Source organism: Paenibacillus sp. EZ-K15 (assembly GCF_002573715.1).
Classification (GTDB): Bacteria; Bacillota; Bacilli; order Paenibacillales; family Paenibacillaceae; genus Paenibacillus_AQ.
On the sequence record NZ_PDHM01000012.1, the window covers coordinates 110,983 to 135,978 of the forward strand.

Annotated in this window: 18 protein-coding genes and 1 pseudogene; 11 read left to right on the top strand and 8 right to left on the bottom strand. The window is 49.4% G+C overall.

Annotated elements, in window-relative coordinates; genetic code table 11:
- Nucleotide 1: 1 nt before the first annotated feature.
- The 4 genes from CRG97_RS08580 to CRG97_RS08595 all read right to left on the bottom strand — a co-directional run bounded on the left by CRG97_RS08580 (nucleotide 2) and on the right by CRG97_RS08595 (nucleotide 2,654).
- Nucleotides 2-1,246: a cation:proton antiporter gene (locus CRG97_RS08580; protein WP_098742636.1), complete on the bottom strand. Its 1,245-nt coding sequence runs from the start codon at nucleotides 1,244-1,246 to the stop codon at nucleotides 2-4.
- Between the two features lie 3 nt (nucleotides 1,247-1,249).
- A complete protein-coding gene (locus CRG97_RS08585; protein ID WP_098742637.1) occupies nucleotides 1,250-1,741 on the bottom strand; it encodes a cation:proton antiporter regulatory subunit in 492 nt (163 codons plus the stop codon).
- A 236-nt stretch (nucleotides 1,742-1,977) separates the two neighbouring features.
- On the bottom strand, nucleotides 1,978-2,322 hold the full coding sequence (locus tag CRG97_RS08590; protein WP_098742638.1) for a hypothetical protein: 345 nt from the start codon (nucleotides 2,320-2,322) through the stop codon (nucleotides 1,978-1,980).
- 140 nt (nucleotides 2,323-2,462) lie between these two features.
- The gene (locus tag CRG97_RS08595) at nucleotides 2,463-2,654 is read right to left on the bottom strand and encodes a hypothetical protein (RefSeq protein WP_076320507.1); all 192 of its coding nucleotides are present in this window, start codon (nucleotides 2,652-2,654) and stop codon (nucleotides 2,463-2,465) included.
- A gap of 213 nt (nucleotides 2,655-2,867) precedes the next feature.
- Between CRG97_RS08595 and CRG97_RS08600 the strand changes: the two genes are divergently transcribed.
- The 9 genes from CRG97_RS08600 to CRG97_RS08640 all read left to right on the top strand — a co-directional run bounded on the left by CRG97_RS08600 (nucleotide 2,868) and on the right by CRG97_RS08640 (nucleotide 18,764).
- Nucleotides 2,868-3,491, top strand: coding sequence for a stalk domain-containing protein (locus tag CRG97_RS08600; protein WP_098742639.1), 624 nt, complete (start codon nucleotides 2,868-2,870; stop codon nucleotides 3,489-3,491).
- A 48-nt stretch (nucleotides 3,492-3,539) separates the two neighbouring features.
- Entirely contained in the window at nucleotides 3,540-3,971 is a 432-nt protein-coding gene (locus CRG97_RS08605) for a zinc ribbon domain-containing protein (RefSeq protein ID WP_098742640.1), read from the top strand.
- 316 nt (nucleotides 3,972-4,287) lie between these two features.
- Complete coding sequence (locus CRG97_RS08610; protein ID WP_098742641.1) at nucleotides 4,288-5,847, top strand: extracellular solute-binding protein; 1,560 nt, start codon at nucleotides 4,288-4,290, stop codon at nucleotides 5,845-5,847.
- A 29-nt stretch (nucleotides 5,848-5,876) separates the two neighbouring features.
- On the top strand, nucleotides 5,877-7,667 hold the full coding sequence (locus CRG97_RS08615) for a sensor histidine kinase (RefSeq protein ID WP_098742642.1): 1,791 nt from the start codon (nucleotides 5,877-5,879) through the stop codon (nucleotides 7,665-7,667).
- Nucleotides 7,668-7,704: 37 nt separating this feature from the next.
- Complete coding sequence (locus CRG97_RS08620; RefSeq protein ID WP_098742643.1) at nucleotides 7,705-9,315, top strand: response regulator transcription factor; 1,611 nt, start codon at nucleotides 7,705-7,707, stop codon at nucleotides 9,313-9,315.
- Nucleotides 9,316-10,251: 936 nt separating this feature from the next.
- Nucleotides 10,252-11,220: an ABC transporter permease gene (locus CRG97_RS08625; protein ID WP_202618890.1), complete on the top strand. Its 969-nt coding sequence runs from the start codon at nucleotides 10,252-10,254 to the stop codon at nucleotides 11,218-11,220.
- A 16-nt stretch (nucleotides 11,221-11,236) separates the two neighbouring features.
- On the top strand, nucleotides 11,237-12,154 hold the full coding sequence (locus CRG97_RS08630) for a carbohydrate ABC transporter permease (protein WP_098742644.1): 918 nt from the start codon (nucleotides 11,237-11,239) through the stop codon (nucleotides 12,152-12,154).
- A gap of 289 nt (nucleotides 12,155-12,443) precedes the next feature.
- The gene (locus CRG97_RS08635) at nucleotides 12,444-13,982 is read left to right on the top strand and encodes an extracellular solute-binding protein (RefSeq protein WP_098742645.1); all 1,539 of its coding nucleotides are present in this window, start codon (nucleotides 12,444-12,446) and stop codon (nucleotides 13,980-13,982) included.
- A 126-nt stretch (nucleotides 13,983-14,108) separates the two neighbouring features.
- Nucleotides 14,109-18,764: an S-layer homology domain-containing protein gene (locus CRG97_RS08640; RefSeq protein ID WP_098742646.1), complete on the top strand. Its 4,656-nt coding sequence runs from the start codon at nucleotides 14,109-14,111 to the stop codon at nucleotides 18,762-18,764.
- 48 nt (nucleotides 18,765-18,812) lie between these two features.
- On the opposite strand, the gene CRG97_RS08645 is transcribed toward CRG97_RS08640, so the two are convergent.
- A complete protein-coding gene (locus CRG97_RS08645; protein ID WP_098742647.1) occupies nucleotides 18,813-19,103 on the bottom strand; it encodes a phosphatidylinositol kinase in 291 nt (96 codons plus the stop codon).
- Nucleotides 19,104-19,585: 482 nt separating this feature from the next.
- A pseudogene (locus CRG97_RS34195) lies at nucleotides 19,586-20,726 on the bottom strand (site-specific DNA-methyltransferase).
- A 123-nt stretch (nucleotides 20,727-20,849) separates the two neighbouring features.
- Between CRG97_RS34195 and CRG97_RS08655 the strand changes: the two are divergent.
- Complete coding sequence (locus CRG97_RS08655; RefSeq protein WP_098742648.1) at nucleotides 20,850-21,023, top strand: tryptophan RNA-binding attenuation protein; 174 nt, start codon at nucleotides 20,850-20,852, stop codon at nucleotides 21,021-21,023.
- Between the two features lie 599 nt (nucleotides 21,024-21,622).
- Here the strand turns inward: CRG97_RS08655 and CRG97_RS08665 are convergent.
- On the bottom strand, nucleotides 21,623-22,387 hold the full coding sequence (locus CRG97_RS08665; protein WP_098742649.1) for an aminoglycoside adenylyltransferase domain-containing protein: 765 nt from the start codon (nucleotides 22,385-22,387) through the stop codon (nucleotides 21,623-21,625).
- A gap of 192 nt (nucleotides 22,388-22,579) precedes the next feature.
- Here CRG97_RS08665 and CRG97_RS08670 point away from each other — a divergent pair, with 192 nt between their 5' ends.
- Nucleotides 22,580-23,281 (top strand): 4'-phosphopantetheinyl transferase family protein, encoded by a 702-nt coding sequence (locus tag CRG97_RS08670; RefSeq protein ID WP_098742650.1) that lies wholly within the window; start codon nucleotides 22,580-22,582, stop codon nucleotides 23,279-23,281.
- Nucleotides 23,282-23,355: 74 nt separating this feature from the next.
- Here CRG97_RS08670 and CRG97_RS08675 read toward each other — a convergent pair whose 3' ends face one another.
- Entirely contained in the window at nucleotides 23,356-24,930 is a 1,575-nt protein-coding gene (locus CRG97_RS08675) for an FAD-dependent oxidoreductase (protein WP_098742651.1), read from the bottom strand.
- Between the last annotated feature and the right edge of the window lie 66 nt (nucleotides 24,931-24,996).

A 24,996-nucleotide genomic window follows, 5' to 3' on the forward strand; every position in this document is an offset into this window, starting at 1 on the left:
TTTATCCGCTTGCACTTTCATCCTTTAGCTTCGGTTTAACCGGTTTCTTCTCCTTATAGTCTTTAAATTTAATGATTTTGTTTAAGAAGTTATACACATGCTTGGACTCCTTGGTGAGCAGCGGTCCGAGAATAGCCAGTATCAGCACATACAAGGCTGCGAACGGCTGGATGAAGGTTGCTAGTCCGCCCGCTTTACCCATATTAGCGAGAATAATGGAGAATTCCCCGCGGGATACGATGGTCAGACCGATATTGGAGGATGCTTTGGAGGACAACCCTGCACTGCGTCCTGCAAGCATACCTGCAATAAAGTTACCAAGGAGCGTGATGATAACGGCGATTAGCGATAACCACACAGCTCCGCCAAGCTCGGAAGGTACAATCGTTAAACCGAAGCTAAAGAAGAATATGGCTCCAAAGAAATCACGGAATGGTAAAATTAAATGCTCAATGCGTTCACGATGCTCCGTCTCAGCCAGGACAAGCCCGACGAGTAGAGCGCCGATGGCCTCGGCAACATGAATCGTTTCGGCGAATCCTGCGAGCAGGAACAATGCGCCAAAAACAACCAAGGCAAACAATTCGTTCGACCGTATATTTAATACCTTATTCAGAAGCGGTACGGCTTTACGGCCAATTATAAGGACAAGCAGCATAAATCCAAGGGCGATTACCGCAGATATCAGTACTCCGCCCAGCGATGATGATCCGCTCAATACGAGGCCGGAGAGAATAGAGATATATACAGCCAGGAATACATCCTCGAACATGATAATACCGAGAATCATTTCAGTTTCGGGATTCGCCGTTCTTTTCAAGTCAACCAGCACCTTGGCTACGATAGCGCTTGAAGAGATGGTGGTAATTCCCGCAACAATGAGTGTTTCCGCCACGGGGAATCCGGAAAAGATCCCGATCATCAGTCCAAGCGTAAAGTTAATGGCAATATAGATACTTCCACCAACTACGATGGACTTCCCTGATTTAATTAACCGGCCGACCGAGAATTCGAGGCCAAGATAGAACAGAAGGAACAGTACGCCGATGCGACCCATAAAGTCGATGAACGGAGCACTTTCTATAAAACGAAAATCGAATGATCCAAAATGAAAAGCATGAGGCCCTACCGCCATCCCTATCAGAATGTAGAAAGGGACGACGGAAAACCGGAGTTTAGCTGATAGCAACCCCGCCAGGGCGATCAGGAAAATCGCCAGTCCAACTTCTAAAACCAAATGATCCATTCATCAACCACGTCCGTTCATCAAGATTTGTTTAAATTGCCGCTGTTGTTGACGTTCACCAACGACAACGAGTGTCGAGTCCGGTGTAATGATAACGTCAGGTCCGGGATTGATTTGTTTACTGTTTTTATCAACGGTCGCAATGATGGTTGCACCTGAGGCTTGGCGTACGCCCAAATCACCAATCGATTTACCTGCCCCGTAATAGTGGGGCTCGATGCGATACCATTCGATAATCAATTCGTCCAGCGCCATGTCGATTGTTTCCAGCGCTTTAGGTTTATAAGTGAGACCGCCAACGATGGCAGCAATTTGGCGAGCCTCATCATCGTCCAAGGAAATCATGGAAATGCTTTCGTCCGGATCGTCATGTTCATAATGGTACATTTCACGGCGGCCGTCGTCATGAATGATAATGACCAGCTTATCGCCACCGCGGGTATCAATTACGAACTTCTTGCCGATTCCGGGCAAATCTGTTTCACGAACATGCATAGGTTAAACTCCTCCTAAAAATACACTTTTAGTTTTTTTTTTGCAGACCGGTCACACGGATCTCAAAAATATACGCAGCCAAATAAAACAATCCATTCAGGATGAAATTGTACAGTCTTTAATAAACCTACGTGCATACGTCAATTAGCACAGGTTGATTGTATGGTTGCCTGAGAGATGAAAAATTGGCGAATTTAAGAAACCGCAGTCAGTTTGAATGCGAAAAGGGGAGGAATCTAAACGAACTTCGATGTGTATTTAATGGGGAATAATAATAAAAGCCGGAGCCGAAGCGGAATGATCGGCCGATAGGGCAGACGTGTTTTGGGAGCCTGCAACATGAGAACGGCCGACATCAATAAGAACAGTGGCAAGGTATTGCCGGCTGCCTTAAGTTTGGAGAGGATCTGAGAGTGTTTCAGAACAGCTACTTTCAGATGAAGGTCGTGCTTATAAACATACCGCTCATCGTGGGTTTCGCTGCTGTAATACTCCTGGACGGGAATGTAAAGGGCAAATGCCGTAACCAGAACAAGTACCAGCATCCAAAGAATTTTTGCTGTTTTTAAGAAACGGTTCACGGTTACTCCCCCTTCGTCCCAAGCTTCTGTGTTAATCATAACATAAAAATAATCGTTCTCAAAATGAGAACGATAAATTATTTTTGAACACTTTTACAGATTGATTATATTTTTTACATTATATTGAAGCGAGACTTGTCTTACTTTTTGCGAAGTTTATCGTAATTTTCCGTATCGGGATCGATATCGACTTTCGATGTATCTTTATCTTCCAAAATGCCAAGAACCAGATCATCGAGCTTGTCGGTTGCGGCTTGATCCGGACGATCGGGCTCGGGAATAGGGTCTACGCCGGGGAACTGTCCGTCATATTCAGGTTTCTTTTTGCTCATTAGGGTCTCATTCCTTTCTGGAAATATTTTGACACAAAAGCTTCCGTTATATGTAACGAATAAACGCAAGGGGTGAAAATGAAACCATGCAAGCGATCATCAGCATGACAATAGTCTTCCTTCTATGTAATGTATCTCTATATATTCATCTGCTATATAAGAAATATGCTAGAATGTATTGGAGGAATATTATACCAGGGGGTAATTTGAGTTATGAAGAAAAAAATGCTGTGCTGCACTATCGCTTTATTGCTTGTATCAGGCTCGATCGTTTCTGCTCATCCGGGAAGAACGGATGCCAATGGAGGGCATACCTGCCGTACCAATTGCGAACGCTGGGGTCTGTCTTATGGCGAGTATCATTATCATAATGGAGGGGGAAGCTCTTCAAGCAGCAAGTCGTCCTCATCCACGCCTAAAGCCAAATCATCGAAGAATAGCACGACAAAATCCACTGCGCCGAAGCCGGCAGCTCCGGCCTATGCCAAGTCCGGTCTTAAAGTTTACGTTAACGGCAGCGTGGTGAAGTTTGACAGTGAGCCGTTGGTGTATAACAACATCAATCTGGTGCCGCTGCGGGAAATCGCCGAAGGAATGGGAGCTCAAGTTAGCTGGAATCGTGAAGCGGCCAGCATTGGTGTACAAAGAGACAATCACAAAATAACACTCACGATTGGCAGCAAAACCGTCTTTTACAACGGCAAATCGGAAACCGTTACGGTCGCTCCTAAAGTGATCGACGGCGTGACGTACGTTCCGATTCAGGTGTTTGCAAGGGGGCTTGGCGCTGGCGTGAACTATACCGATCATGATAAAATTCTGAGAATCTCCTTATAGGAATAAAATAAATACAGCATCAAACGGAACAGAGAGGGGAGAGCATACTTGAGTTTTTTTGATAAATTTAAGGCCGGTGTGTCCGACGCCGGAAACAAAGCTAAAACGCTGGTGGAGATCAATCGGTTAAAGCTGCAGAACAACGGTAAAAAAAGCGACATCGATGAACAGCTTCTGGAAATCGGCAAGGTTGTATTTGCTGCAACCGAAGCTGGGAAGTGGCCGCCTGATCAGGAGAGTATTCAGAGCTACGTGGACAAGATTCATCAATTGAATTTTGAAATCGAACAAAATCTGCTTCATATCGCCAATCTTACGGATGAGAAGGTATGCAGAGCCTGCGGAAACAGCTCTGCTATGAACGCTAAGTTTTGTGCCCACTGTGGCCGTACGTTCGAAGTGATTCAGGTGGAATCGGAAGAGCAGCGTAAAGAAATTCCGCTTCTGGAAGATGGCAGTGATCAAGAGGAGCCGAAATAGTGTGATTGGTCCAATTGTCCTCACTAGTCTAGGCGGGCCGATCGATTGGAACGGGATCTTATTCTCGCGTGTGTGTTGTGCCGAACAATAACACGAGCAATTAAAAGGACGTCATGGTCCTTGACGTCAGGATGAATGTTTTTGCTAAAGATAGAGCCGCACCCTGGTTTGGGAATGACCGGGGGTGGCTCTTTTCTTTTTGTCCGGTGTGAAGGAAGCCGCAAATCATTACAGAATGATTATTAAGGTGATCTTACTCACCATAAAATCGTTATATAGTAATATTAGCTTACTTAGCTGGAGGGAGTGAGGACATATGCCGATGAACAAGGCCTGTAATGATGAGTTATTTCAACATGGGAATCGAAGGGTGTCAAGGCTGCTAAAAGGTCACGTTCTATTGCTTCCCGTCTGTGTATTTCTGATGCTCCTTGCTGCTGGATGTAACAGTACGGACCCTTCGGAGGAGGACAATTCGCCGGAGAGTCAACCGAAGAGCGCATCCATCAGCATCGTCATTTCCAGTCTCGGGATGACGTTTCCTGCCGGGATGGACGAGAATGACAATCCGTATCTGAATTACATTGAAGAGCGCACGGGGCTTGAGATCGGTGTTAATCTTCCGCCACCTGAAGTTTACAACGAGAAGCTGGATGTCATTATGTCCTCGGGCAACTTGCCGGATATGCTCCATACGTATGAACCGGTGTGGTTCGACAATTATGTCAAGCAAAAGGCATTTATGCCGCTGGATGAGCTAATCGACAAGCATGGTCCTCACCTAAAGGAGAAAATTCCGCCGGAGGTCTGGGATCGGGTTCGATATGGCGGTAAAATCTATGCGGTTCCGAGCTTGAATGAGGTGACTGGGGCAGAGCTGATGTATGTACGAAAGGATTGGCTTGATCGGCTTGGCCTCGAGCCGCCCGAAACACTGGAGGAATATTACGAAGTCATCCGTGCCTTTACGCTCGATGATCCGGACGGCAACGGCGTGCAGGATACGATCGGCCTTACCCTGACATCGAAGTTGGGCAGGTCTTCCCCGTTCTTCGGAGCCTTCGGGACGCAGCGGAATACTTGGTTTGAACGGGACGGTCGGCTGGTGAACGGAAGCATTCTGCCTGAAACGAAGGAGAGCCTCGCTTTTTTTGCCAAGCTGTATCAGGAGAATCTGCTCGATCGGGAGTTTCCTCTTAACCTGCAAAATAATCTGTTCGAAAAAATAGAAAATGGCACGGTGGGCCTCTTCTCCGCAGCATGGTACGACACGCGGGGACCGATTGCGGCTAATATGAGCAAGGATCCGGAGGCAAAATGGATTCCGCTTCCGTATCCCACGGGACCGGACGGACTCAAAGGGGTGGAAGGCAAGGATATTATCCGCGGCTACAATGTCATTCCCGCCGAATCGGAGAAAGCAGCCGAAGTGATTAAGTTTCTGGACTTTATCGCCAGCGACTATAAGACGCTGAAGCTCGGCTTCGAGAACGAAATCTGGCGTTGGGAGGACGGGGCGATCGTTACGGATTTTGCGCTTCACGACAAGCATTTGTACCGTGGAATTTATCAGTCGCTTGTTGATGTGCCGGACCAATTGCTGTTTAAGGAGCGGCTTGACTCACTAGGCGATTTCAACCTATACAACAACTTGCAGATGATTCACTCACATATAACTCCGAATGCATTCTATGGCGTTCCCACACCTGCCATGACGAAGTACAGTAATAAGCTTAAAAATCTGGAGGATGTGTTTACGAAGATCATTATGGGGCTGGAACCGCTGGATGCCTTCGATGACTATGTGAAGAGGTGGAAGGAAGAAGGAGGAGATGAAATCACGAAGGAAGTGAATGAATGGTACTCCAAACAATGATGTCGGCCGCCAAGAGAGGGGGGACTCGAATGATGGCGTTGACTCGCTGGGTCCGGGATCGGTTTTCGCAAAATATTCAAACCCGCTTGACCGGTTATTTTCTGCTGATCCTGCTGCCATTGGTCATCATCAGCCTGTTTGCGGTGGAACGGTCCCGGGATATTCTATATGAACAGGCGGTTGAGCGGACAGAGATGGCGCTTTCGTCAGCAATGAACCATTTTGATCTGGCGCTGCAAAACGTGGAGGAGATATCCACCTTGATTGCAAGCGACCCTGGAATGAATGAGCTGCTGAACAAAAACAGCACCAACTTCTCCCCTCAATCGATCGTGGATTTCTCGGATATATTGGAACAGTTATTGAATTCCGTTTCGGTGAACCGGTTTGTATCCCAAATTTCGGTGTATCATCAGGCGTCCAATAGGATTATCTCTACCCATTACGGCGGCAAAAAGCTGACGGGCGAGACGCAGCAGGAATGGCTTGTCGAAGCTGCCCGGAGGAACGGAACGGGGATTTCCTACGTCATGTCGGAAGCCTCTGTAGCGGAGGGAATCACGTTTGGACAGATGACGAATACGGACAGCGTCTCCTTGATTCGGGCCATGGACCTGTACAACAGCGAACGGCAGTCGAACCTGCTGGTGGTGTCTATTAACAAGAGCAAGCTGTTAAACATCATCAAGACGCTGCTTCCCTCCGAGAACAGCCGTATCGCCCTGTTGAACGAAAAGGGAGAAGTGGTGGTGGAGACCGGCAGAGTGCATGAGGATAACATTTCTGACAAGGATATGACCGTAACCATTGACTCGGATTACTCCGCATGGCGCCTCGCGTTGGTACAGCCGAAAAGCGAGCTGTACAAAGAGACTGATCAGCTGCGCCTGTTCACGGTTGCGATCATCGGGTTAAGCATCCTGCTGGCCATCATTATTTCATGGGTGGTGTACAGTGGAATTGCCTCACCTGTGTTGAAATTGTCGCGCGGGATGAAGCGGCTCAGCAGCGGGGAGCTGAATATTCATGTCGATACCAAGCGGAAGGACGAGTTCGGTTTTCTCATTCAGTCGTTTAACAAGATGGCCGTCGTACAGAAGCATCTGATCGAGGATCATTACGAGCAGCAGCTGCGATTAACGACGACGGAGCTGAAGTTTCTGCAATCCCAGATCAATCCGCATTTTCTATACAATACACTCGATTCGATATACTGGACGGCCAAAAACTACGATGCGGATGAGATCAGCGAGATGGTAATGAATCTGTCGAAGTTTTTCCGGTTGAGCCTGAACAAGGGCAGGCAGGTGTTTACGATTGAGGAGAGCATCACCCATCTGCACTACTATTTACGAATTCAGCAGCTTCGTTTCATGGACAATTTCACCGTGGATTATCACATTTCGGAAGAGAGCAAGCATGTCCCGCTCCTCAAGCTCCTTCTCCAGCCTTTGGTGGAGAATGCCATCATTCATGGCATGGAGGGTAAATCCTCAGGAGGGAGCCTGGTCATATCCAGCCGGATCGAAAAGGGGCAGACCGTGGTCATCAGCGTACAAGATAACGGGCCGGGGATTAGGGAAGAACGGCTCTGTTATATTCAGCATGAGCTGGAGATGATGGGTTCCCGCAGCGTGCCGGCATCTTCCCAGGATGAGGAGCATGTGAAGGATCTGTTCGGCCTTCGGAACGTGCTGAGCCGAATGAAGCTGTATTATGGCAGGGAAGCCCAGCTCACGGTTCACAGTGTCTCAGGGGAAGGCACAACCGTCACCATTTCCATTCCGCTGGATCGCTGCAAGGAAGTTAGCTTGAAGTAGGTACTCATATATAGATCGTTCGAAAGGGGAAGACCGCATGAATCTCATGATTGTGGAAGACGAACCCCGGCTGCGTAATGCACTAGCTTACAATATCCCGTGGGACAAGTATGGAATTGAAGTGGTTGGTATGGCGTCCAACGGTGTCGAAGCCCTTGAGCTTGTAAGCCGGAAGAAACCGGATATTATGCTGATCGATGTGCAGATGCCTGAAATGGATGGATTGACACTCCTTGGCGAGCTGCGAAGCCGGCAGGACATTAGCCGATTGACGAAAATGATCATTCTGAGCGGACATGATAACTTCGAATTCGCGCAGCTTGCGCTGGAATACGGGGTGTCCAAATATTTATTGAAGCCCGCCGGCGAGGAGGATATCCTCGAAGCGGTGCTTGAAGCGAGGCAGCAGCTTCGGGAAGATCTGGAGCAGTGGCAGCGCAAGGCTGCGTTGGAACAGAAATGGAAAGACAATCTTCCGCACCTGCAAAATCTATTTTTTATCCAATGGGTGAGCGGCAAATATACAAAGCAGGATGTTCTTAGCAAGAGCAAGGAATTATATATTCCGTTGAAGGAGGACGACCGCATCGCGGTAGCCGTGGTGGACCTGGACCCGCTGCCGGAGCATGAGACCCGGTTTCAGCGGGGGGATGTCGAGCTGCTGCAGTTTACGATGCAGTGCCTGGCTAAGGAGCTGTTGTCCCATCCCTCTCTCTGGATCACGTCGGATTCCGGCAGTATGCTACTGATGGTGTTGTTCGTGAAGGAAAATCAAGACGCCAAGGAGGCCATGCTGCGGCTGAATGCGGATGTATCCAAGCTGCTCTCCCAGACGAAGGAAGTGCTGAAGTTGACGGCAAGTGCCGGCATCTGTGCTTCGATCGGGGCGATTGAAGATATGAGCCTGCTGTATACGCAGGCCTGCCGGGCACTTCAGGACCGCGTCGTGTATGGACACGATCTCGCGATCCCTTACCGGGAGCAGCACAAGCGAGATATCCAGGGCGTGATCGTGCAGCAGAATCTGGAGAAGACGCTGGAGATCGCGCTTGAAACCGCGGACGAGATGAAAGCTCTGGAGGCGCTGAAGGGGTTATGGGAAGAAGCCTTCTCCAGATCCGAATCCTCGGATGAATTCCATGAGGCGGTTCTATACATGAACAGCTTCTTTACCCGAATGATCCAGAAGCAGGGCTGGACGGTAAAAAAAGTCGTTGACGAGGATATCGATTTCTTCCAAAACGTCAAGCTGCTGAGCACCAAAATGCAAACCTGGTCGCTCTTGGAGCGCACGGTGAAGCATATCGTTTCCTTTATGAGCGAGCAGCGGAAAACGACAAGCCATCAGGTGGTGAAGGATATTCTGAACCTGCTTGAGGAGGAGATGGATCAGGAAATTACGCTGCATACGGTGGCAGACCGGCTCTATGTCAATTCTTCCTATCTCAGCCGGCTGTTCAAGCAGGAAATGGGGGTTGTCTTCTCGACCTATGTGCTGGAACGCAAAATGGAGCGGGCCAAGTCGCTGCTGCAGGAAGGACTTAAAGTGTACGATGCCGCCCGGCTGGTCGGGTACCGCGATGTCAGTTATTTCACCAAGGTGTTTCGGAAGTATTGGGGGGTGAATCCGGGGGAATTTAAAGGGTGAGCAGTGAGGTCGCCTGGGTTGTGAAGGCTTGAAAACCCATCGTTCTATGCCGCTGCGCGGTCGTATCGTTCCTTCAATCGCTGTTGTCGCCGAAATTCCTGGGAATTATGATTACAGCGGAAGAATTTCGGCTCCAAAGGCGCCCACTATCGTTTTTCCGGAATCGATACGCCCTCTCCGCTGGTCCGTGGGGGTCCAAACCATCCAAAAAGCTCCCCCCATGAGGGTGGGGGAGGGGTGAAAACGCAGCGCAGCATAGCATGCCGCTGTTACTTAAACAAGCAAACGAGCCGTTCGGGTCATACATCCCGAACGGCTCGTTTGCTTTTACCCCCAGCCCCAACCATCGGCAGGGCGGAAGTAATCACCCGCGCAGTGTGGTTAGGGAGTGTATGGAGGCCAAGCTAGGCAGAAAGCAGCGAGGCCTCCCATATGGCGACGAAACACGGCATTGCCGTGCTTCGAATGCCAACTTCATTCTTGAGTAAGCTTCAACGGAGCAGGCGGAAGTGTTCTGTAGAAGCGTGAGCGGTCCCCTTTATCCCCGGATTTCAACATTGTTTCATTCATTCAGAAGAAATTCGGGGGTAACAGGGATCGGAAGAACAATCCGCATGCGGAGTGATGAACAAATCCTCTTTTTTCGATGAAGGTTCAAATGGGGCTAGGGGTTCAAATGGTCCAAGGGGTTTTGAAAGCAAATGGTTTGAATCTCAGTTGTGAATTTCGGTTGGCAGCGATTAGCCGATCGTCACAAGTTAACACCCCATGAAACACCCATCACAGCCTCATGGCACAATTACTGACGTCCATGCCCCAACACAACATCATATTACCATAAATAGTAATGATCCTCGCCTACTCAGTCGCTTCGGCGGGAATTACAATTTGTAGTAACCAAGGAGATTGAATCAATAGAAAGGGGGAGACGAGTCGATGAAACCCACGATAGAACCATCGCCGGCACCGTATAGAGAGATGAAGAAAAAACGAGGGTACTGGGGCCGTTTAGGGTCGGACATATGGAAAGAGTGGGATCTTTATTTGCTGCTCGTACCGGGCATCCTGTTCATTTTACTGTTCAAATACACGCCGATGTACGGGATTACGATCGCATTTAAGGATTTCAACATATTCACCGGATTTGCCGACAGCCCGTGGGTAGGATGGAAGCATTTCGCGAAGCTGTTTACATCGCCGGACTTTGCTCAGGTATTCCAAAATACGGTCATCATCAGCTTCCTGAAAATCGTGATTTTGTTTCCGCTCCCTATCATTATCGCTCTGATGCTCAATGAGCTGAGGAATATGATGTTCAAGCGAACGGTGCAAACCGTCATCTATTTACCGCATTTCCTGTCCTGGGTTATTGTTGGCGGATTGTTTATCGATATCCTTTCAACGAACGGAGGAATCGTTAATAAAGTTTTGGTATCCCTAGGGATGGAGCAGATTGCGTTTTTCCTGGATAACAGCGTGTTCCGAAGCGTACTGATCACCTCGGCAGGCTGGAAGGAAACCGGATGGAGCACGATCGTATATTTGGCAGCGTTTACAATGATCGACCCGATGCTGTATGAAGCGGCGAAGATCGACGGGGCCGGACGATGGAAGCAGTTGTGGCACATCACACTGCCGGGGATCGCCCCGATTATAGTCCTGATGTTTATCCTGCGGCTCGGAAACGTTCTGGAAGCGGGAACGGAACAGATTCTCGTCATGTACAATCCGGTGGTGTACCAGGTATCGGATGTCATTGGAACCTATGTATACCGGCAGGGTCTCGGGAACCAGGATTATAGCTTCTCGACCGCGGTTGGCTTGTTCGAAGCCGTTATATCCTTCACATTGGTCATCATGGGCAATGCCATGAGCAGAAAATACTTACAGCGCGGGATCTGGTAAAGAAAGGGTGGCGCAAATGGATCACAAAAAAGCTTTGGAAGGAACAAACACCACCCGAGGTGTCATCCAAACGTCGTTTTCGGAAAAATGCTTCTCGGTATTTAATTATACGTTCTTCATCGTGATGGGTTTAACGACCCTGCTGCCTTTCATGAACCTGATCGCCAAATCCTTGAGCAGCGAGGGAGCCGTCATTTCGGGCCAGGTTGGACTGCTTCCGGTCGGGGTTCAATTCGATACCTACAAGTATGTGCTTCAGGATTCCATGTTCTTGAATTCGCTCAAGGTTTCCATTTTTCTGACGATCATCGGAACAGCTTGCAGCTTGTTTCTGACCACGCTGACGGCTTATCCGTTGTCCAAATACCGGCTTCGCGGACGGAAAGGACTGCTGTTGATCTTCGTATTCACGATGCTCTTCAGCGGCGGACTGATTCCGACTTACCTGCTCATGCAGAATTTGAATCTGGTGAACTCCTTCCCGGTGTTATTCCTCCCGGCGATGGTAAACGTGTACAACATGCTCATCATTAAAAACTATTTCGAGGGCCTTCCGGATGAGCTGGAGGAGTCCGCCAAGCTGGACGGCGCGGGGAATATCCGCATCCTGGTCTCGGTCATTGTGCCGCTATCGCTTCCGGTCATGGCAACGATTGGACTGTTCTTTGCGGTCGCTTTCTGGAATGACTATTTTGCGGCGATGATCTACATTACCGACCCGGCGATCAAACCGATGCAGCTGTACCTGAAGGAACTGCTGGTTTCGTCCAGCGGGGACTTCCTGAAGGATAATGTCGACGCCGCGATTAACGCGACGCCGCAGTCCATACAAGCATCTTCGATCCTGCTGGCAACGATCCCGATTTTGCTGGTGTATCCGTTCCTGCAAAAATATTTTGTCAAAGGCGTGCTGGTAGGTTCGGTTAAAGGCTAGGTTCATCAGGTTTTATGAAGATATCAGAAAGTATAAACTTTGGAGGATCTGCAGCCTGATATCGCAAGAAAAACTACCGTTAAACGCGGTATGTCTTCTTTGAGAGTACGTCGATAGACGTTTTTCTTAACATTATAGAAGCTATAATGTCCGGGGTCCCCGCAAAGTACCTGAATGGACTTCGGAGCAAGGCCCACTTTGTGGGGTTTTCTGATAAAGGTGGTGATGCGCTTCGTATTGCTCAGATGGCAGAATTCATTGAATTTCTCAATCACAAGGAGGGTTATCCATGATCAAGATTAAAAAATCCGCGGTATTGGCCGGGATTCTCGGATTCACGCTGGCGCTGTCCGGTTGCGGCGGCGGGGGAGGCGGCACGACGGACACGCCGGCTGCTCAACCATCGGATACACCGGCAAGCACCCCGAAAGATGAGGGGAACAAAGACACAACGGCTGAAAAACCGGGGCTGCGCATGATCATGCAATATGGATTGTTTGATCCGAAGACCGAATACGTGGCTAAGTACATCCAGGAAAGAACCGGATTCAATGTGGAGTACGAACTGCTGCCGGCCGAGAACGCGGATGAGAAGCTGAACCTGCTTGTATCCAGCAAAGATAACTATGATTTGGTGAAATTGAATGCACTCCAGTTCTACAATCTGGCCTCTGCGGGAGCGCTCGAGCCGATCGATGAGCTGCTGGAATCCCACGGCAATTATATTAAACAATCCATAAAACAAGAGTCCTTTGGCAGTGCAACGATCGATGGGAAAATCTTTGGTATTCCAGAGACGGGGGCAGGCGTAAGCATCGGCGAAGCGCTCGTCGTCAGACAAGACTGGATGGATGAGTTGGGATTGTCAACGCCTACGAACACTGATGAACTTTACAATGTACTTAAAACGATCAAGGAAAAGAAAAACGTCATTCCGCTCACCATGAGCAAAGAGTCTACTTCCCTTTATGGCGATATTGCCACAACATTTGGCGTTTTGACCGATTGGAAGGAAGTCGATGGCAAGCTGGTTCATCGGGCTGAACAGCCAGAGATGAAAGAATATGTTGCTTATATGAATAAACTGTATAAAGAAGGCTTGCTCGATACGGAAATGCCGATTAATACCGCACAGAAATCGATTGAGAAATTCTCGGGCGGTAAAGCAGCGATGTATAAGCTGGCCTGGTGGAATGCCGGGACGACGATTGCTGCGCTAGAGAAAAACTTTCCAGAAGCTAAGACCTCTGTCATCCCTTATCTGAAAGGCAAGGACGGTAAGGCTATGGTTGGAGTTAAAGCGAATACGACTTGGTATGTTGCTATTCTCAAATCCTCCAAGAATAAGGAAGCCTCTATGGATTTCCTCAACGCAAAAATGGAGCCTGAGACGTTTAAAGGCATCGCGCTGGGTAAAGAAGGCGTCCATCATGAAGTGAAGGACGGAAAGTACTATCCGATTCTGCCGATTTTCAATGACGAATTGAATAATGCGAGCAGTTTCCTTACCGGGGTAGATGAAGAGAAGTATCCGATCTACTGGCAAGCACGTGTACGTAAAGATCCTGTTCTTCAGGCGCACTTCGAAGAGTTCCAGAAAAATGCCGAAGGCATTATGGTTGTAGATCCTATGTCGACAGCTCCACCAATTGATGCCGTATCCAAACACCAGCTGAAATTGTCGTCCATGCTCGATGACAATGTGCTGCAATTCATTTCCGGAGCGAAGCCGATTGATGCTTACGATCAATTCCTGGCTCAGTGGAGAGCTGAAGGCGGAGCTGATATGGTGGCTGCAGCAAACGAATGGTTTCAATCCACGAAGTAAATGATTCAATTTGAAAAAGCAGTCTGCGCTGGCGGCTGCTTTTTTCAAAATTCGTAAAGGGGGTGACCGTTGAATTTATATTCATGTGATCGTTCATTCTGAATAAAAGAAGGGTGGTATTCCTTGATGTATCGTTTATTTCACAGGCGGATCGCACTGTTTCTCAGTCTGTCACTGATCGTTTCCCTCATCGTTCCGGTTGGTTCCTCCGCGTTCGCGGATAACGAAATTTCCCCGGTGCAAAGTACGGGCACAGATCCCGTTACCTTGGTCTCCCAAGGCGGAGAGATTCTGGAGTTCACGGATATCAACGTGGCAGGCGACACAGTGGAAGGGAAAAATGATTATTTGGCGCTGTACACCAGTGGTGCTACGGTTACGGGCTCCGTATATACCAATGAGGTATGGGTGCCTACGCTTCATGTCGCGGTCTCCGTGGATGCGGGCGGCATCGTGCAGAATGTGGTTGGACCGGACGCTGATCCTCCGACTTCTTGGCCTCCGGGCACGCTGCTGCCGATTCCGGCCGGTGGTTACGTTGTAGTGGCTGGCGGCACCAATGCGTGGGATCAATCCGTTTTTCAGAAACCGCTCTTTAATCATAACAAAACGGGAGATTCGGTGAAGCTGATGCGCGCGGGCGAAGAAGTGACTGCGGGTGATTTCCTGCCGGATTCGCCGGGACCGGGTCCGGGGCCCGATCCACTGCCACCCGAGCTGCATCTGATTACGCAAAATGATACGACCGTGGATATACCGGTCATTGAGATTGCGGGTTTTGTGGCGAACTATGCCGCGGATCAGGATTTAAGCGTAACCGTTAATGGCGATGAGACTGCGCTTACGGCGGATGGCGTGTTTCGCACGAATATTTATTTGGAACCGGGTCCGAACGAGGCTGAGGTAAAGCTGTTCAAGGGAGAAGGCGAATTGGCCGTTCAAACGCTGAACATCGTGTACGAACCAATTGAGAATCAGGACTATATTGAAGTCGAAGCGGCGCCGAAGGATATTACGATCGACATTGAAGGCCCGCGTAAGAAGCTGGACTATGTCGACAAGGATGTTACGGGCGTGCCGAACATCGTGGCGATTTTTACAAGGGATTACGGCAGCTCCATCACGATTCCCCAGACCAATGTCGCCGTGCAGGTGGATACCAACAACCGCGTATTACGGGTGATCAATCCTTCGATCAACGGGAAGCCTCCGGTATGGACCGGGCCCACCGAGCTTGAAATCCCCGAAGGCGGTTATGTGCTGATGGCACAGGACAACAGCTACGCAGGTAATAACATCAAGCGCTATTTGGCCGAGAATTTTAAGGTTGGGGACATGATCAAGCTGCGCAAGAACGGGGAAGTGGTACAGGTACGCGACATCATGAGCGGCAATGGCCTCATTGCACGGCTTACGCTGGATAATCAGACGATGTATACCGTAACGGAAGGCAGCACCACGATCACGGGGCGCATCGACAACATGGACGATATTACCGCGATCAAACTTCTTGTGAACGGTAACGAGATTCCTTTTGAAGCGGATGGTACCTTCACCCATAACTACACGTTAGCAAATGGCACCAATTATATCGAAGTCAAAGTGTTGAAAAATGACATTGAGCAGGATGTGCGTCATCTTGCGGTGTTTGCAAGACCTGATTTTTCCCCGGATAAAGAAGTCATTCTCTGGGTGGACCAGGCTTCCAATGCCAGAAAGTTTAAAACGAGCGATGATGTTTTGGCATTCTTGCAAAAAGCCAAGGAATCGGGTGTTACCTCGGTCGCGTTTGATGTGAAAGGCGTTGAAGGTTATGTCTCATATAAGAAGAACGATTTGACTGGCAGACCTTACGTCAGCGAGATCAAGGCACCCGAAAAAGCGGGCGCAAGTCCAGATCTGGACTTATTGCAGGAGTTCATTGACCATGGTCATGCACTGGGATTAGAGATTCATGCGGCGATCAACGTGTTTGCCGAAGGATCGATTGCCCATAACGAGTATGCGGTTCTGAACGATCATCTCGATTGGGAGGAACGTGTATATTTCGCGGAGAACAATGGTGAGATCAAACGTCTGCGTGAAAGCAAAAAGCAGGGCTTGGTAGCCTTCGTCAACCCGTCCAATGACGAGGTCCGGAATTATCAGCTCAGAACATTTGAGGAAATCATCAAGAATTATGATGTGGACGGCGTTGTCCATGACCGGAGCCGGTATGACAACGAAGGGGCTGATTTCAGCGACGAAACGCGCGTGAAGTTCGAGCAGTTTTTGCAGGCACGGAACAAACAGCTAGTCAATTGGCCGAACGATATCTTCTATTATGAAAATAATGTTAGGGTATACGGCCCGCTGATTCAGGACTGGTGGGAATTCCGCTCGGGCACGATTCAGAGCTTCTTTGGCGAAGTGAAGGCGTTGGTGGATTCCTATGAAGTTTCAACAGGCAGGAAGATCGAAGTATCCTCTTATGTTGGATCCTGGTATGAAACGTATTATTTGAACGGCGTGAACTGGGGCAGCAAGAACTTCCGGTTCGATCCCGCACTCAGCATGCCGGATGAATCGGTGTATACGCCGGAATATTATCAAACCGGGTATATCGAGTATTTGGATTTTCTGATGATCGGGGCTTATCAAACCACCAGCCAGGAAATCCAGAAATATATTACGCTAGGCAATATCGTAACGAACGGGGAAATCCCGCTGTATGCAGGCATTGCCATGAACAATGTGCAGGCGCCTGCCGTTCAGCGTGAAGTATTCCAGGCGGGGCTGAAGTCCACGAACGGACTGATGCTGTTTGACGCATCCCAGGTCAACTGGCCGATCGCGGCTGCCGCTCTCCAAGATAAGGAGTGGGTGAAGGATTACCAGCTCGGCATGAGCTTGCCGGGAAGCCCGGATTCGTTCCTTGAAGGCAATTTCTATAATATCAACAGAATCGAGGGCAACGTTAATGTGATGACGGAAGCCTTCGGATACTCTACGGGCACGAACCGCTTTGGAGTGGAAGTGGTGGTGGACAACACGGGTCACGTGACTCGCGTGGTCAACCGGAACCAAGCGATCAACTGGAGCTGGGGAGCGCCGGAAGAGAATAACAGCGTTATTCCGCAGGGAGGTTTTGTCATTTCCACCTTGGACCCGTCAGGCACGAGAACGCTGCGTCAGCTCGTTGCCAATGCCTACAATACCGGGGATCAGGTTCGCTCAGCCGTATTAAGCGGGCTGATGGACGACGAGGGCAAAGAGACACGCGACAGCCAGCTTGCGCTGAAAGGGCTTGTAGAAGTTCTCGGGCCCGGCAAAGCGACCATCAAGGTGAACGGCGCCGATGCGACTCTGTCGGCCAGCGGTGAATTTACAGTTAATGTTCCACTGCAAACAGGCGTCAATTCGATCACTGTGGACGTACTCGTTGGCGAATTTAAAACGAACAGTAAAACGTTCGAGGTTATCCGGACCTCTACCGGAGATGGCGGATCCAATCCGGGAACTCCGGGCGGCGGCTCCGGTTCATCCGGTGGAGGATCGACAACGCCACCTCCTAAACCATCGGAGCCCGAGCGGTTGAGCATCAAGAAAGAGACAGCACCTGGAGGCGGGACGGTCATCGTAGCGGATGCGAACGAGAAGCGTTTGCTCAATGACGTAGAACGGCTCAGCAAGCTGCCCGTGGCTTCACGCGTGCTTACGTATTCGGTGACCGACGCTTCGGATGCTGTCGTTCTTCACTTGCCGGTGCAGGGGCTAAGCGCTGCTGTGAAGGACCTGCCGGGGGGCTCCATCGTGTTGGAATCCTCCCTTGGCCGATTGGAAATTCCGCTGCATTCGCTGACAGAAGCTTTACAACAACGGGGTACAGCGGAAAGTTTGCATATTCGCGTCGGTTCTGCTTCAAAAGAAGAAGAGGATCGGGTGAAGACAGCGTTGGAGGCAGGAGCCTCCAAACTGGATACAGCGCTTGCCATTACCTTGGCCTGGAAACAGGGTGACAAGTTATCGGGACTGCCAGCACTGAAGGGAGCTTATGCGAAGTTTACCAGGTCCCTGTCCAGTATCGTCAGTCCATCCCAAACGACGGTGCTGCGATTGGATTCGGCATCCGGCAAGCTGGTCTTCGTACCGGCGCTCATTCGCACATCGAATGGTAAATCCCAAGCGGAGTTTAAATGGAGGGAGAGCGGGGTTTATTCCGTAGTTTCCCATGCGAAGACGTTTGAGGATTTAAGCAGCCATTGGGCCCGCGAGGACGTTTCGCTGCTGGCCTCGAAACAATTAATCGAGGGGTTAAGCGATACGCGTTTTGGTCCAAACGAGCCGATCACGAGAGCACAGTTCACAGCGATGCTCGTTCGCGCCCTCGGATTGAAGGATCCGGGAGAGCATTCGAGCTTCCAGGATGTGAAGGCAAATGATTGGTATGCAGCCGCTGTTGCTACGGCTGTGGAGCATGGGCTGATCGAAGGCTTCAGCAATGGTACGTTCCGTCCGAACGAGGAGATTACCCGTGAGCAGATGAGTGTCTTGCTGCTTCGTGCACTGAAGCTTGCCGGTACTGATCTGGAGACAGGAGATCCGGATTCCATCTTGGAAGGGTTCAAGGATCGCGACCGCATTGCATCCTGGTCCGAAGAGGCCGTGTCGGCCATCGTCAAATCAGAGTTGATGGAGGGACGTTCTTCTGACCAGTTCGTTCCGGAAGCTCAGTCCACCCGGGCGGAAGGAGCGGTCGTATTAACCAGAATGCTGCAGATGGCAGAATTCATTAACCGTTAAACCGAAAAAGACCCGTTCGTTATTAACGAACGGGTCTTTGCTATTGGATCATATGAAGAATGGAAGCAAGAATATAGCACTAATGGGAAAAGGGATACGGCGATGCAAGAAACGACGACGAGGGAAAAAGCCAGGATGGAAACCGAATTGTCTGTAGGTTGATTCCTGTGCGGGCATCCCACGCATTTCCTCAATCATTTCATCAGTTGGAACAGCAAGGGTGACATACTCATTATCGACATGAGTAATAAATCCATCATAAGAGTGACCATCAGTAGTATTAATTCCAACATATTGATTCATCAATCTCCAACATAATTGTTTATAATCAGTTTCCATAGTTACCTCCTTAGGTAAATGTAATACAACACCAGTCTATGGACTATAACCCGAACTGCTCACGACACTTGCCTAACATCAAATTTATGGGCAAATCCCTAATTGGTATATAAAGAATTGAAAAAAGCTCGTTCTACTAACTCACTAAAAAAATCGTTAACTTTGCAGCCAATCAATAACTCCTAATTGAACATGGTATAAAAAACCTATCTCTTGATGCTATAAGCGAATTAGCAGACGAGGTACTTGAAGAAATGTACTTTAAAAAAGAAGCTAAGTACTACTGTATAATCTTTCAGTTGTGCTAACTATGGGATAAGACGGTCCAGAAGTGTAATATTTAAACGTCTGGAAGCTTGCAAATGCATAGAAACGAGCAGAGGAGGGGCAACGCTTTGGCATATGCTCCTATTTGTCGTGCATCCATGTAGGGAAACCAACTCAACTCAATTATCATAACTTCTGGTATCAAGGTTCATTATTTACACTTCTCGGGTTGAAAATTGCTCATCACCAGGGCGATTACTATTCTTTATCGGAATGGCCAGCAGTGGGAGTGGTTTCTGTGTTGGGTGAACGTATTTCGTCACATCCCTCTTCGAAATTTCCCATACCGTATCAGGCAATGGATCCTCTACTAGCAGTCCAGCCTTCCAGACGGTTGTTTGTGTGCGGTCTCCGTACCAAACAGGCGCCTTCCCCTTTAAGTGAGTATAGAACACAGGTTCATGTTTGAATGAATCGATACTGAGCCCAGCCAAAGGTTGCCGCGTTCTTGACCCATATGCATTGTGTCCGGACTACAATCCCTGATGCGTTCATGGCGTCTTCAAAATCCCGTTGAAAGGAGGAATGATGGAACACATAGATAGCAGCAGTCTTTTCCATCATTGCTGCGTAGTTTTCAAAAATAGCATGCAAAAAACCCGCAAACTCCTCTGCGGACATATCGTCGTTCATTATACTGCTACGACCATCAGCGGCCAGCCGCTCTGAGTCACTCTCAACGGCCACGTTGTACGGTGGGTCAGTTACAACCAACGCCGCTTTAGCTCCATCCATCAACAGAGCAACGTCTTCCTGATCCGTGGCATCCCCGCATACCAAACGATGCTGGCCAAGCTGCCATACATCACCGCGCCGGGTTTCTGGCTCCTTAATATCATCCAAAGCTTGTTGCACATCGAAATCATCCTCAACAACCGGTATATTAATCTCTGGTACATCTAGTAATGAGCTAATCAGGTCCTCAATCTCCCCATCATCAAATCCGGACAGTGAGAGATCCGCACCGCTCTCCTGAAGCTCTTCCAATAACTAGGCAAGCGCTCCTTCATCCCAACGACCAGATACCTTGTTAAGGGCCAAGTTCAGCAACTTCTCTCGATCATCTACCGAGACCTCCAGCTCGGCCAGACCCAGCTCATGAACCATGATCTTATACCGCTGATGACCGCCGACCATGTTGCCGGTACGTTCGTTCCAAACGATCGGCTCCACATAGCCGAATTCTTCGATGCTATGCTTTAACTTTTCATATTCCGGATCTCCCGGCTGTAAATCCACTCTTGGGTTATAGGCTGCTGCATTGATTTGATCGATTGGCACGATTCTGATGTTCATGTTCTCTACCTGCATTGGTTTTATGGCAAGAATAAAAGTGCCCGAAGTTGAATAAGTAATTTACTTTTGATATGTTAAATCAAAACACGAAGAACCTCCTACAAAAATGAAAAGGGGATATTTATGTCAGTAATTATTGCAAAGGACGATTTGGAACTCCCTTGCCCTAACTGCAATGGAGAAAAATATGTTATCGCTAATGATGAAAAAGAACCTTGTTCAAAATGTGATGGAAAAGGTGTCATTCTAACTGCACTTGGGCAAACATTACTCCACTTTTTCAAAAAACATTCTTAGGAAACAGATCCTATAGACCCAGTGTCTGATGTTGTTTTGCAACAAAAAAAGACTGGCTAAACAGCCGGTCCTTTTTTGTTTGTTTTTTTATTTTTGAGTAAATTGTCGATTTCTTCGGGGGCAGCGGATCCACTCTTATGACTTGGATCAACTCTGGCGTATTTGCAGAACCTTAGAGTTGGATCCAGTAATCTGCGACGTCATTATACTGAGTTACCAAAAAGCTACCGGCATTGAGCCGATTCTCTTTTCCAGAGTCGACCTGTTTTTGTACCCGGGGCGACGTGTTCTTCTCTGGACAAGCGTGAAAGAAGGAGTAATGTGTCATTATTGTGGCCGACAGATGAGTGTCAAAAAGAAATTGAAGATATTATCATCCGTGGCGCCCGAACGGCAGCATCACTGAAGGAATTGCACTGTATCGAAAGGCGGCAAGGCTAAACGGTGATCATAGCTGTTATTGTAGACTCTGGCGGAGCGAAAAGTTATGACCACCAGCCATGTCGCTCAGTTATGTGCGCCGGGAGCTGAAGACGATATATTCAATGCAAGCAATGTAGCTTGCCCGATTAAGACGATCAGCCCGCAATTCCCGCCTCCTATTCCAGTTCCTTTCGGATCAACTCCAGCATATCGCCGGCAAATGCGATGAGTTCATCCGGTGCGGAATCCGCAGGATTCTGGGCCCCGCCGCTATATTGATGCAAGGCACGCTTGATAATCGGATGATACTTGGAAGGAAGCGTGCGCAGGCCCCATTCACCGCCTTCTTTTTTGGAAGAAACCACGCCATCCTTCAGATAGTACAGCACTCGGCACAGGTTTAACGTGTAGTACATAGGGGAGTCAGTGATGTCTTGTACCGCACCCTCCACGTCATGGAGGATGGCTTGTATGTAATGCTGCCGGTCAACGGATGTAAAGACCTCGCGAACTGGTTTGCCGTACAGGGCAATGCCCCGATGAAAGATTACGGTATAATGGGCGGCCAGGTCGGCGTCTTGGAATCCGCCGCATAGGTAATTCTCATCGGTCAGGTACTTCTCGCGATGAAAGGCGGAGTAATGGAACTCGAATGGAGGCGGATAGACGAGCTCCTGCAGACTGGATTCCAGGACAAGGCTCAGCTCCAACCCCTGTTGATTGGGCATACCATCGTGGAACGCTATGATTTTTTTGGCCAGTCGCCTCATATGATCCGATGTCAGCTTGTCCGTTACGACAAGCAGCAGATCGATATCGCTTGTGTCCGGATTGAAGCAGCCCATAGCTAACGAACCATGTAAATAAATGCCGACTAGATTGCCGCCAAGCTCTTCCTTAAACAAATCGACCGCTTGATCTAAAACCTTTTGCGTGTTCAATCGAAATCCCTACCTTCACCTGTATGATATTCATCCATTATGTTCGGGGATTCTTTTCTTTGTCAATTAATCGATCCGTTCGTCCGTTTATACTTGGAATTGGGACAGGGAGTCTAATAAAGCAAGCAGGGGATTCGAACGTACATATCGAAGTGAACACGTGACTATGTTTTTTGTTGAAAGGACGGAGTTATGAATACTTTTCATGATGACCAACCAAGCCATATCGAAGTATATGCAATCAAGAATTCGGACCAAATTCGCGATGAGACGTTCCGAGCCTTGTTCCAGACGTTATCACCGGAAAGACAGGACTATGTGTCCAAATTCAAAAGAGCGAGCGATTACCAGCGATCGGTGCTTGGTGATGCCATGGTTCATCGAATCCTTCAGGATAAGCTGGGGCTTGATCCGATGCATATAGAAATCATAAGGAACGCATATGGCAAGCCATCCTTAAAGCATCATGACAATCTGCATTTTAACGTCTCCCATTCCGGGCATTGGATCGTGTGCGCCGTTAGCCACGAGCCGGTTGGGATTGACGTGGAGAAAATGGAAGCCATCGATATGGATATCGCCAAGCGCTTTTTCCATAAAACCGAGTTTAACGCGCTGTTACACTGTGATCCTTCCGTCCGGCTTTCCCGCTTCTTCGATCTATGGACGTTAAAGGAAAGCTATATCAAGGCTGTCGGCAAAGGCCTGCATTTGCCGTTGGATTCTTTTGCATTGGAACTGCTGGGAGGGGAGTGGGCACCTGTGCTTGGCGAGAACGGAGAGACCTACTATTTTAAACAGTATACGGTGGAAGAAGGTTACAAGCTGTCGGTGTGCGGCATTAGCCGTCATTTCCCTAAGAACGTCCAATTCGTAACCGCTGAGGAGTTATGAACGGAACGAGGAAAAACCAGCCTGAGGACGATGCCCTTGAGCTGGTTTTTTGGCATTTCGATTGTAGCTGGTGATCAGACAGGCCGCAGTGCAGGCCATGCCAGCTCGATTCCTTCGCTGACGAGCTTTTGCTGGAAGCTGGCCAGTCTTTCTTCATCATTCCGCACATCCGTCGGCAGAATATCATGGTCCAGGCAATAGCTGACACAATATCCGGCGGCCTCGCCGATGTTCCATTCTACGGGATGCAGCCGGTAGCAGCCGTTGGTAATGTGGGTGACCCCGATGTTCTTGCTGGCTGCCAGCACATTCTTCATCCGTTTCGGAATTAAGCTGCCCAGCGGGATTTGGAACGGCAGGGACGAGATATCAATGTAGGGACGCTCGCCCGTGCTCGGGTGCAGATCGATCCGGTAACAGCCGATGCCGACAGAATCGTGGAACGTTTCGGCAACGCCGTCAGGGCGCGATTCGGTTGCCACATGCTGTTCCAGGACAGTGAACTCGGCCTGAATTCTTCTGGACTCACGGATGTAAGGGTACATGGCCATTCCGTCTTCCGTTCCGACCACATCGGGACGCAGACGCAGCCCGGGATAACCCTGCCCGCCATCCGGCCGGGGCACCTCGGTTTGAAGCCAGTACAGCAAGGACAAGCTGAGCTGTTTGGCCTGATAGATATGATGGTCGGCCTCTTCCTTCGGCACATCGATAATGGAGCCCAGCCAGTAGTCGTTTTGCGGCCAGTTCACAAGCGACACCGAGCTGTCGAACGTACCTTCGGCAAAATGCTTCGGGTCCAGGATTTGCCGGTATTGATAAAGCGCGAACTTGCCGTGTCCCGGAAAAATCCCATACTCGATCGGCTCATTGGTCGAAGGCTTGACGGCGGTCAGGCTTAACAGCTTATCCGGCCAGAAATCGGGTTTATACTCCCGCCAAAAATCGTAAAGCGCGGGCTTCTCAATCGTATGGTCTTCACCCTCCAGATAGTCCACGGCAAAACAATACGTAAAGCCCTGCATGTCCTGCGGCAGCGGATCGCCGTCGACGGCATGCGGTTCCCCTGTCTGGGATTTGGACTCGGCGCCGGTAACATATTCGATGCCCGCCAGCGGGAGCAAATCCCCGAGCTCGGTGGCATCCACGAAGAACGGGGCGTGGAGCGTGATTTGATCCTGCGTTTCAAGATGACGAACGGTTACGCTGTTCACGTTATCCCCTGAAACGTCGGCAGACTCTGCCGCATATTGATACAGGATCGTAAGCCGACCGCTGTGAATGTACGGGGCCAGCATTTGATGCAGCACGGCGAGGGCCGTACGTGGCTCATGGCACAGCCGACTGACGATGCCGCTGCCGGGGTTCAATTGCACATTGGATCTGGCCTTGGGAGTCATGGGGAAAAAATCGCGATAGTACTTACGGACACCTTCGCGGAACTGCCGGTAGTTGCGCGTGCAGCCAAAGGATTCAATCCACGGATGCTCGTCGGGCGGAACCGCCTGGCTGGTTAGCTGTCCCCCGATCCAAGTGGTCTCCTCGGTCATGATGACCGTCTTTCCTGATTTAGCGGCGGCAAGCGCAGCGGCTGTTCCCCCTGTCCCGCCGCCGAGAATGACGATATCGGCCTGCATTTCTCGTATCATTGACAGATTCTCCTTTTGGGATAGTTTCATAAATGATCCACAAGATCAGCACAACAAGTTACTATT

Bases quoted from the DNA above. Each gene is read 5' to 3' on its own strand.
- CRG97_RS08585 (WP_098742637.1), bottom strand. From the start codon at position 1,741: ATGCATGTTCGTGAAACAGATTTGCCCGGAATCGGCAAGAAGTTCGTA.
- CRG97_RS08670 (WP_098742650.1), top strand. From the start codon at position 22,580: ATGAATACTTTTCATGATGACCAACCAAGCCATATCGAAGTATATGCA.
- CRG97_RS08610 (WP_098742641.1), top strand. From the start codon at position 4,288: ATGCCGATGAACAAGGCCTGTAATGATGAGTTATTTCAACATGGGAAT.
- CRG97_RS08655 (WP_098742648.1), top strand. From the start codon at position 20,850: ATGTCAGTAATTATTGCAAAGGACGATTTGGAACTCCCTTGCCCTAAC.
- CRG97_RS08580 (WP_098742636.1), bottom strand. From the start codon at position 1,246: ATGGATCATTTGGTTTTAGAAGTTGGACTGGCGATTTTCCTGATCGCC.
- CRG97_RS08645 (WP_098742647.1), bottom strand. From the start codon at position 19,103: ATGGAAACTGATTATAAACAATTATGTTGGAGATTGATGAATCAATAT.
- CRG97_RS08675 (WP_098742651.1), bottom strand. From the start codon at position 24,930: ATGATACGAGAAATGCAGGCCGATATCGTCATTCTCGGCGGCGGGACA.
- CRG97_RS08595 (WP_076320507.1), bottom strand. From the start codon at position 2,654: ATGAGCAAAAAGAAACCTGAATATGACGGACAGTTCCCCGGCGTAGAC.
- CRG97_RS08635 (WP_098742645.1), top strand. From the start codon at position 12,444: ATGATCAAGATTAAAAAATCCGCGGTATTGGCCGGGATTCTCGGATTC.
- CRG97_RS08625 (WP_202618890.1), top strand. From the start codon at position 10,252: ATGAAACCCACGATAGAACCATCGCCGGCACCGTATAGAGAGATGAAG.
- CRG97_RS08630 (WP_098742644.1), top strand. From the start codon at position 11,237: ATGGATCACAAAAAAGCTTTGGAAGGAACAAACACCACCCGAGGTGTC.
- CRG97_RS08640 (WP_098742646.1), top strand. From the start codon at position 14,109: ATGTATCGTTTATTTCACAGGCGGATCGCACTGTTTCTCAGTCTGTCA.
- CRG97_RS08615 (WP_098742642.1), top strand. From the start codon at position 5,877: ATGATGGCGTTGACTCGCTGGGTCCGGGATCGGTTTTCGCAAAATATT.
- CRG97_RS08620 (WP_098742643.1), top strand. From the start codon at position 7,705: ATGAATCTCATGATTGTGGAAGACGAACCCCGGCTGCGTAATGCACTA.
- CRG97_RS08600 (WP_098742639.1), top strand. From the start codon at position 2,868: ATGAAGAAAAAAATGCTGTGCTGCACTATCGCTTTATTGCTTGTATCA.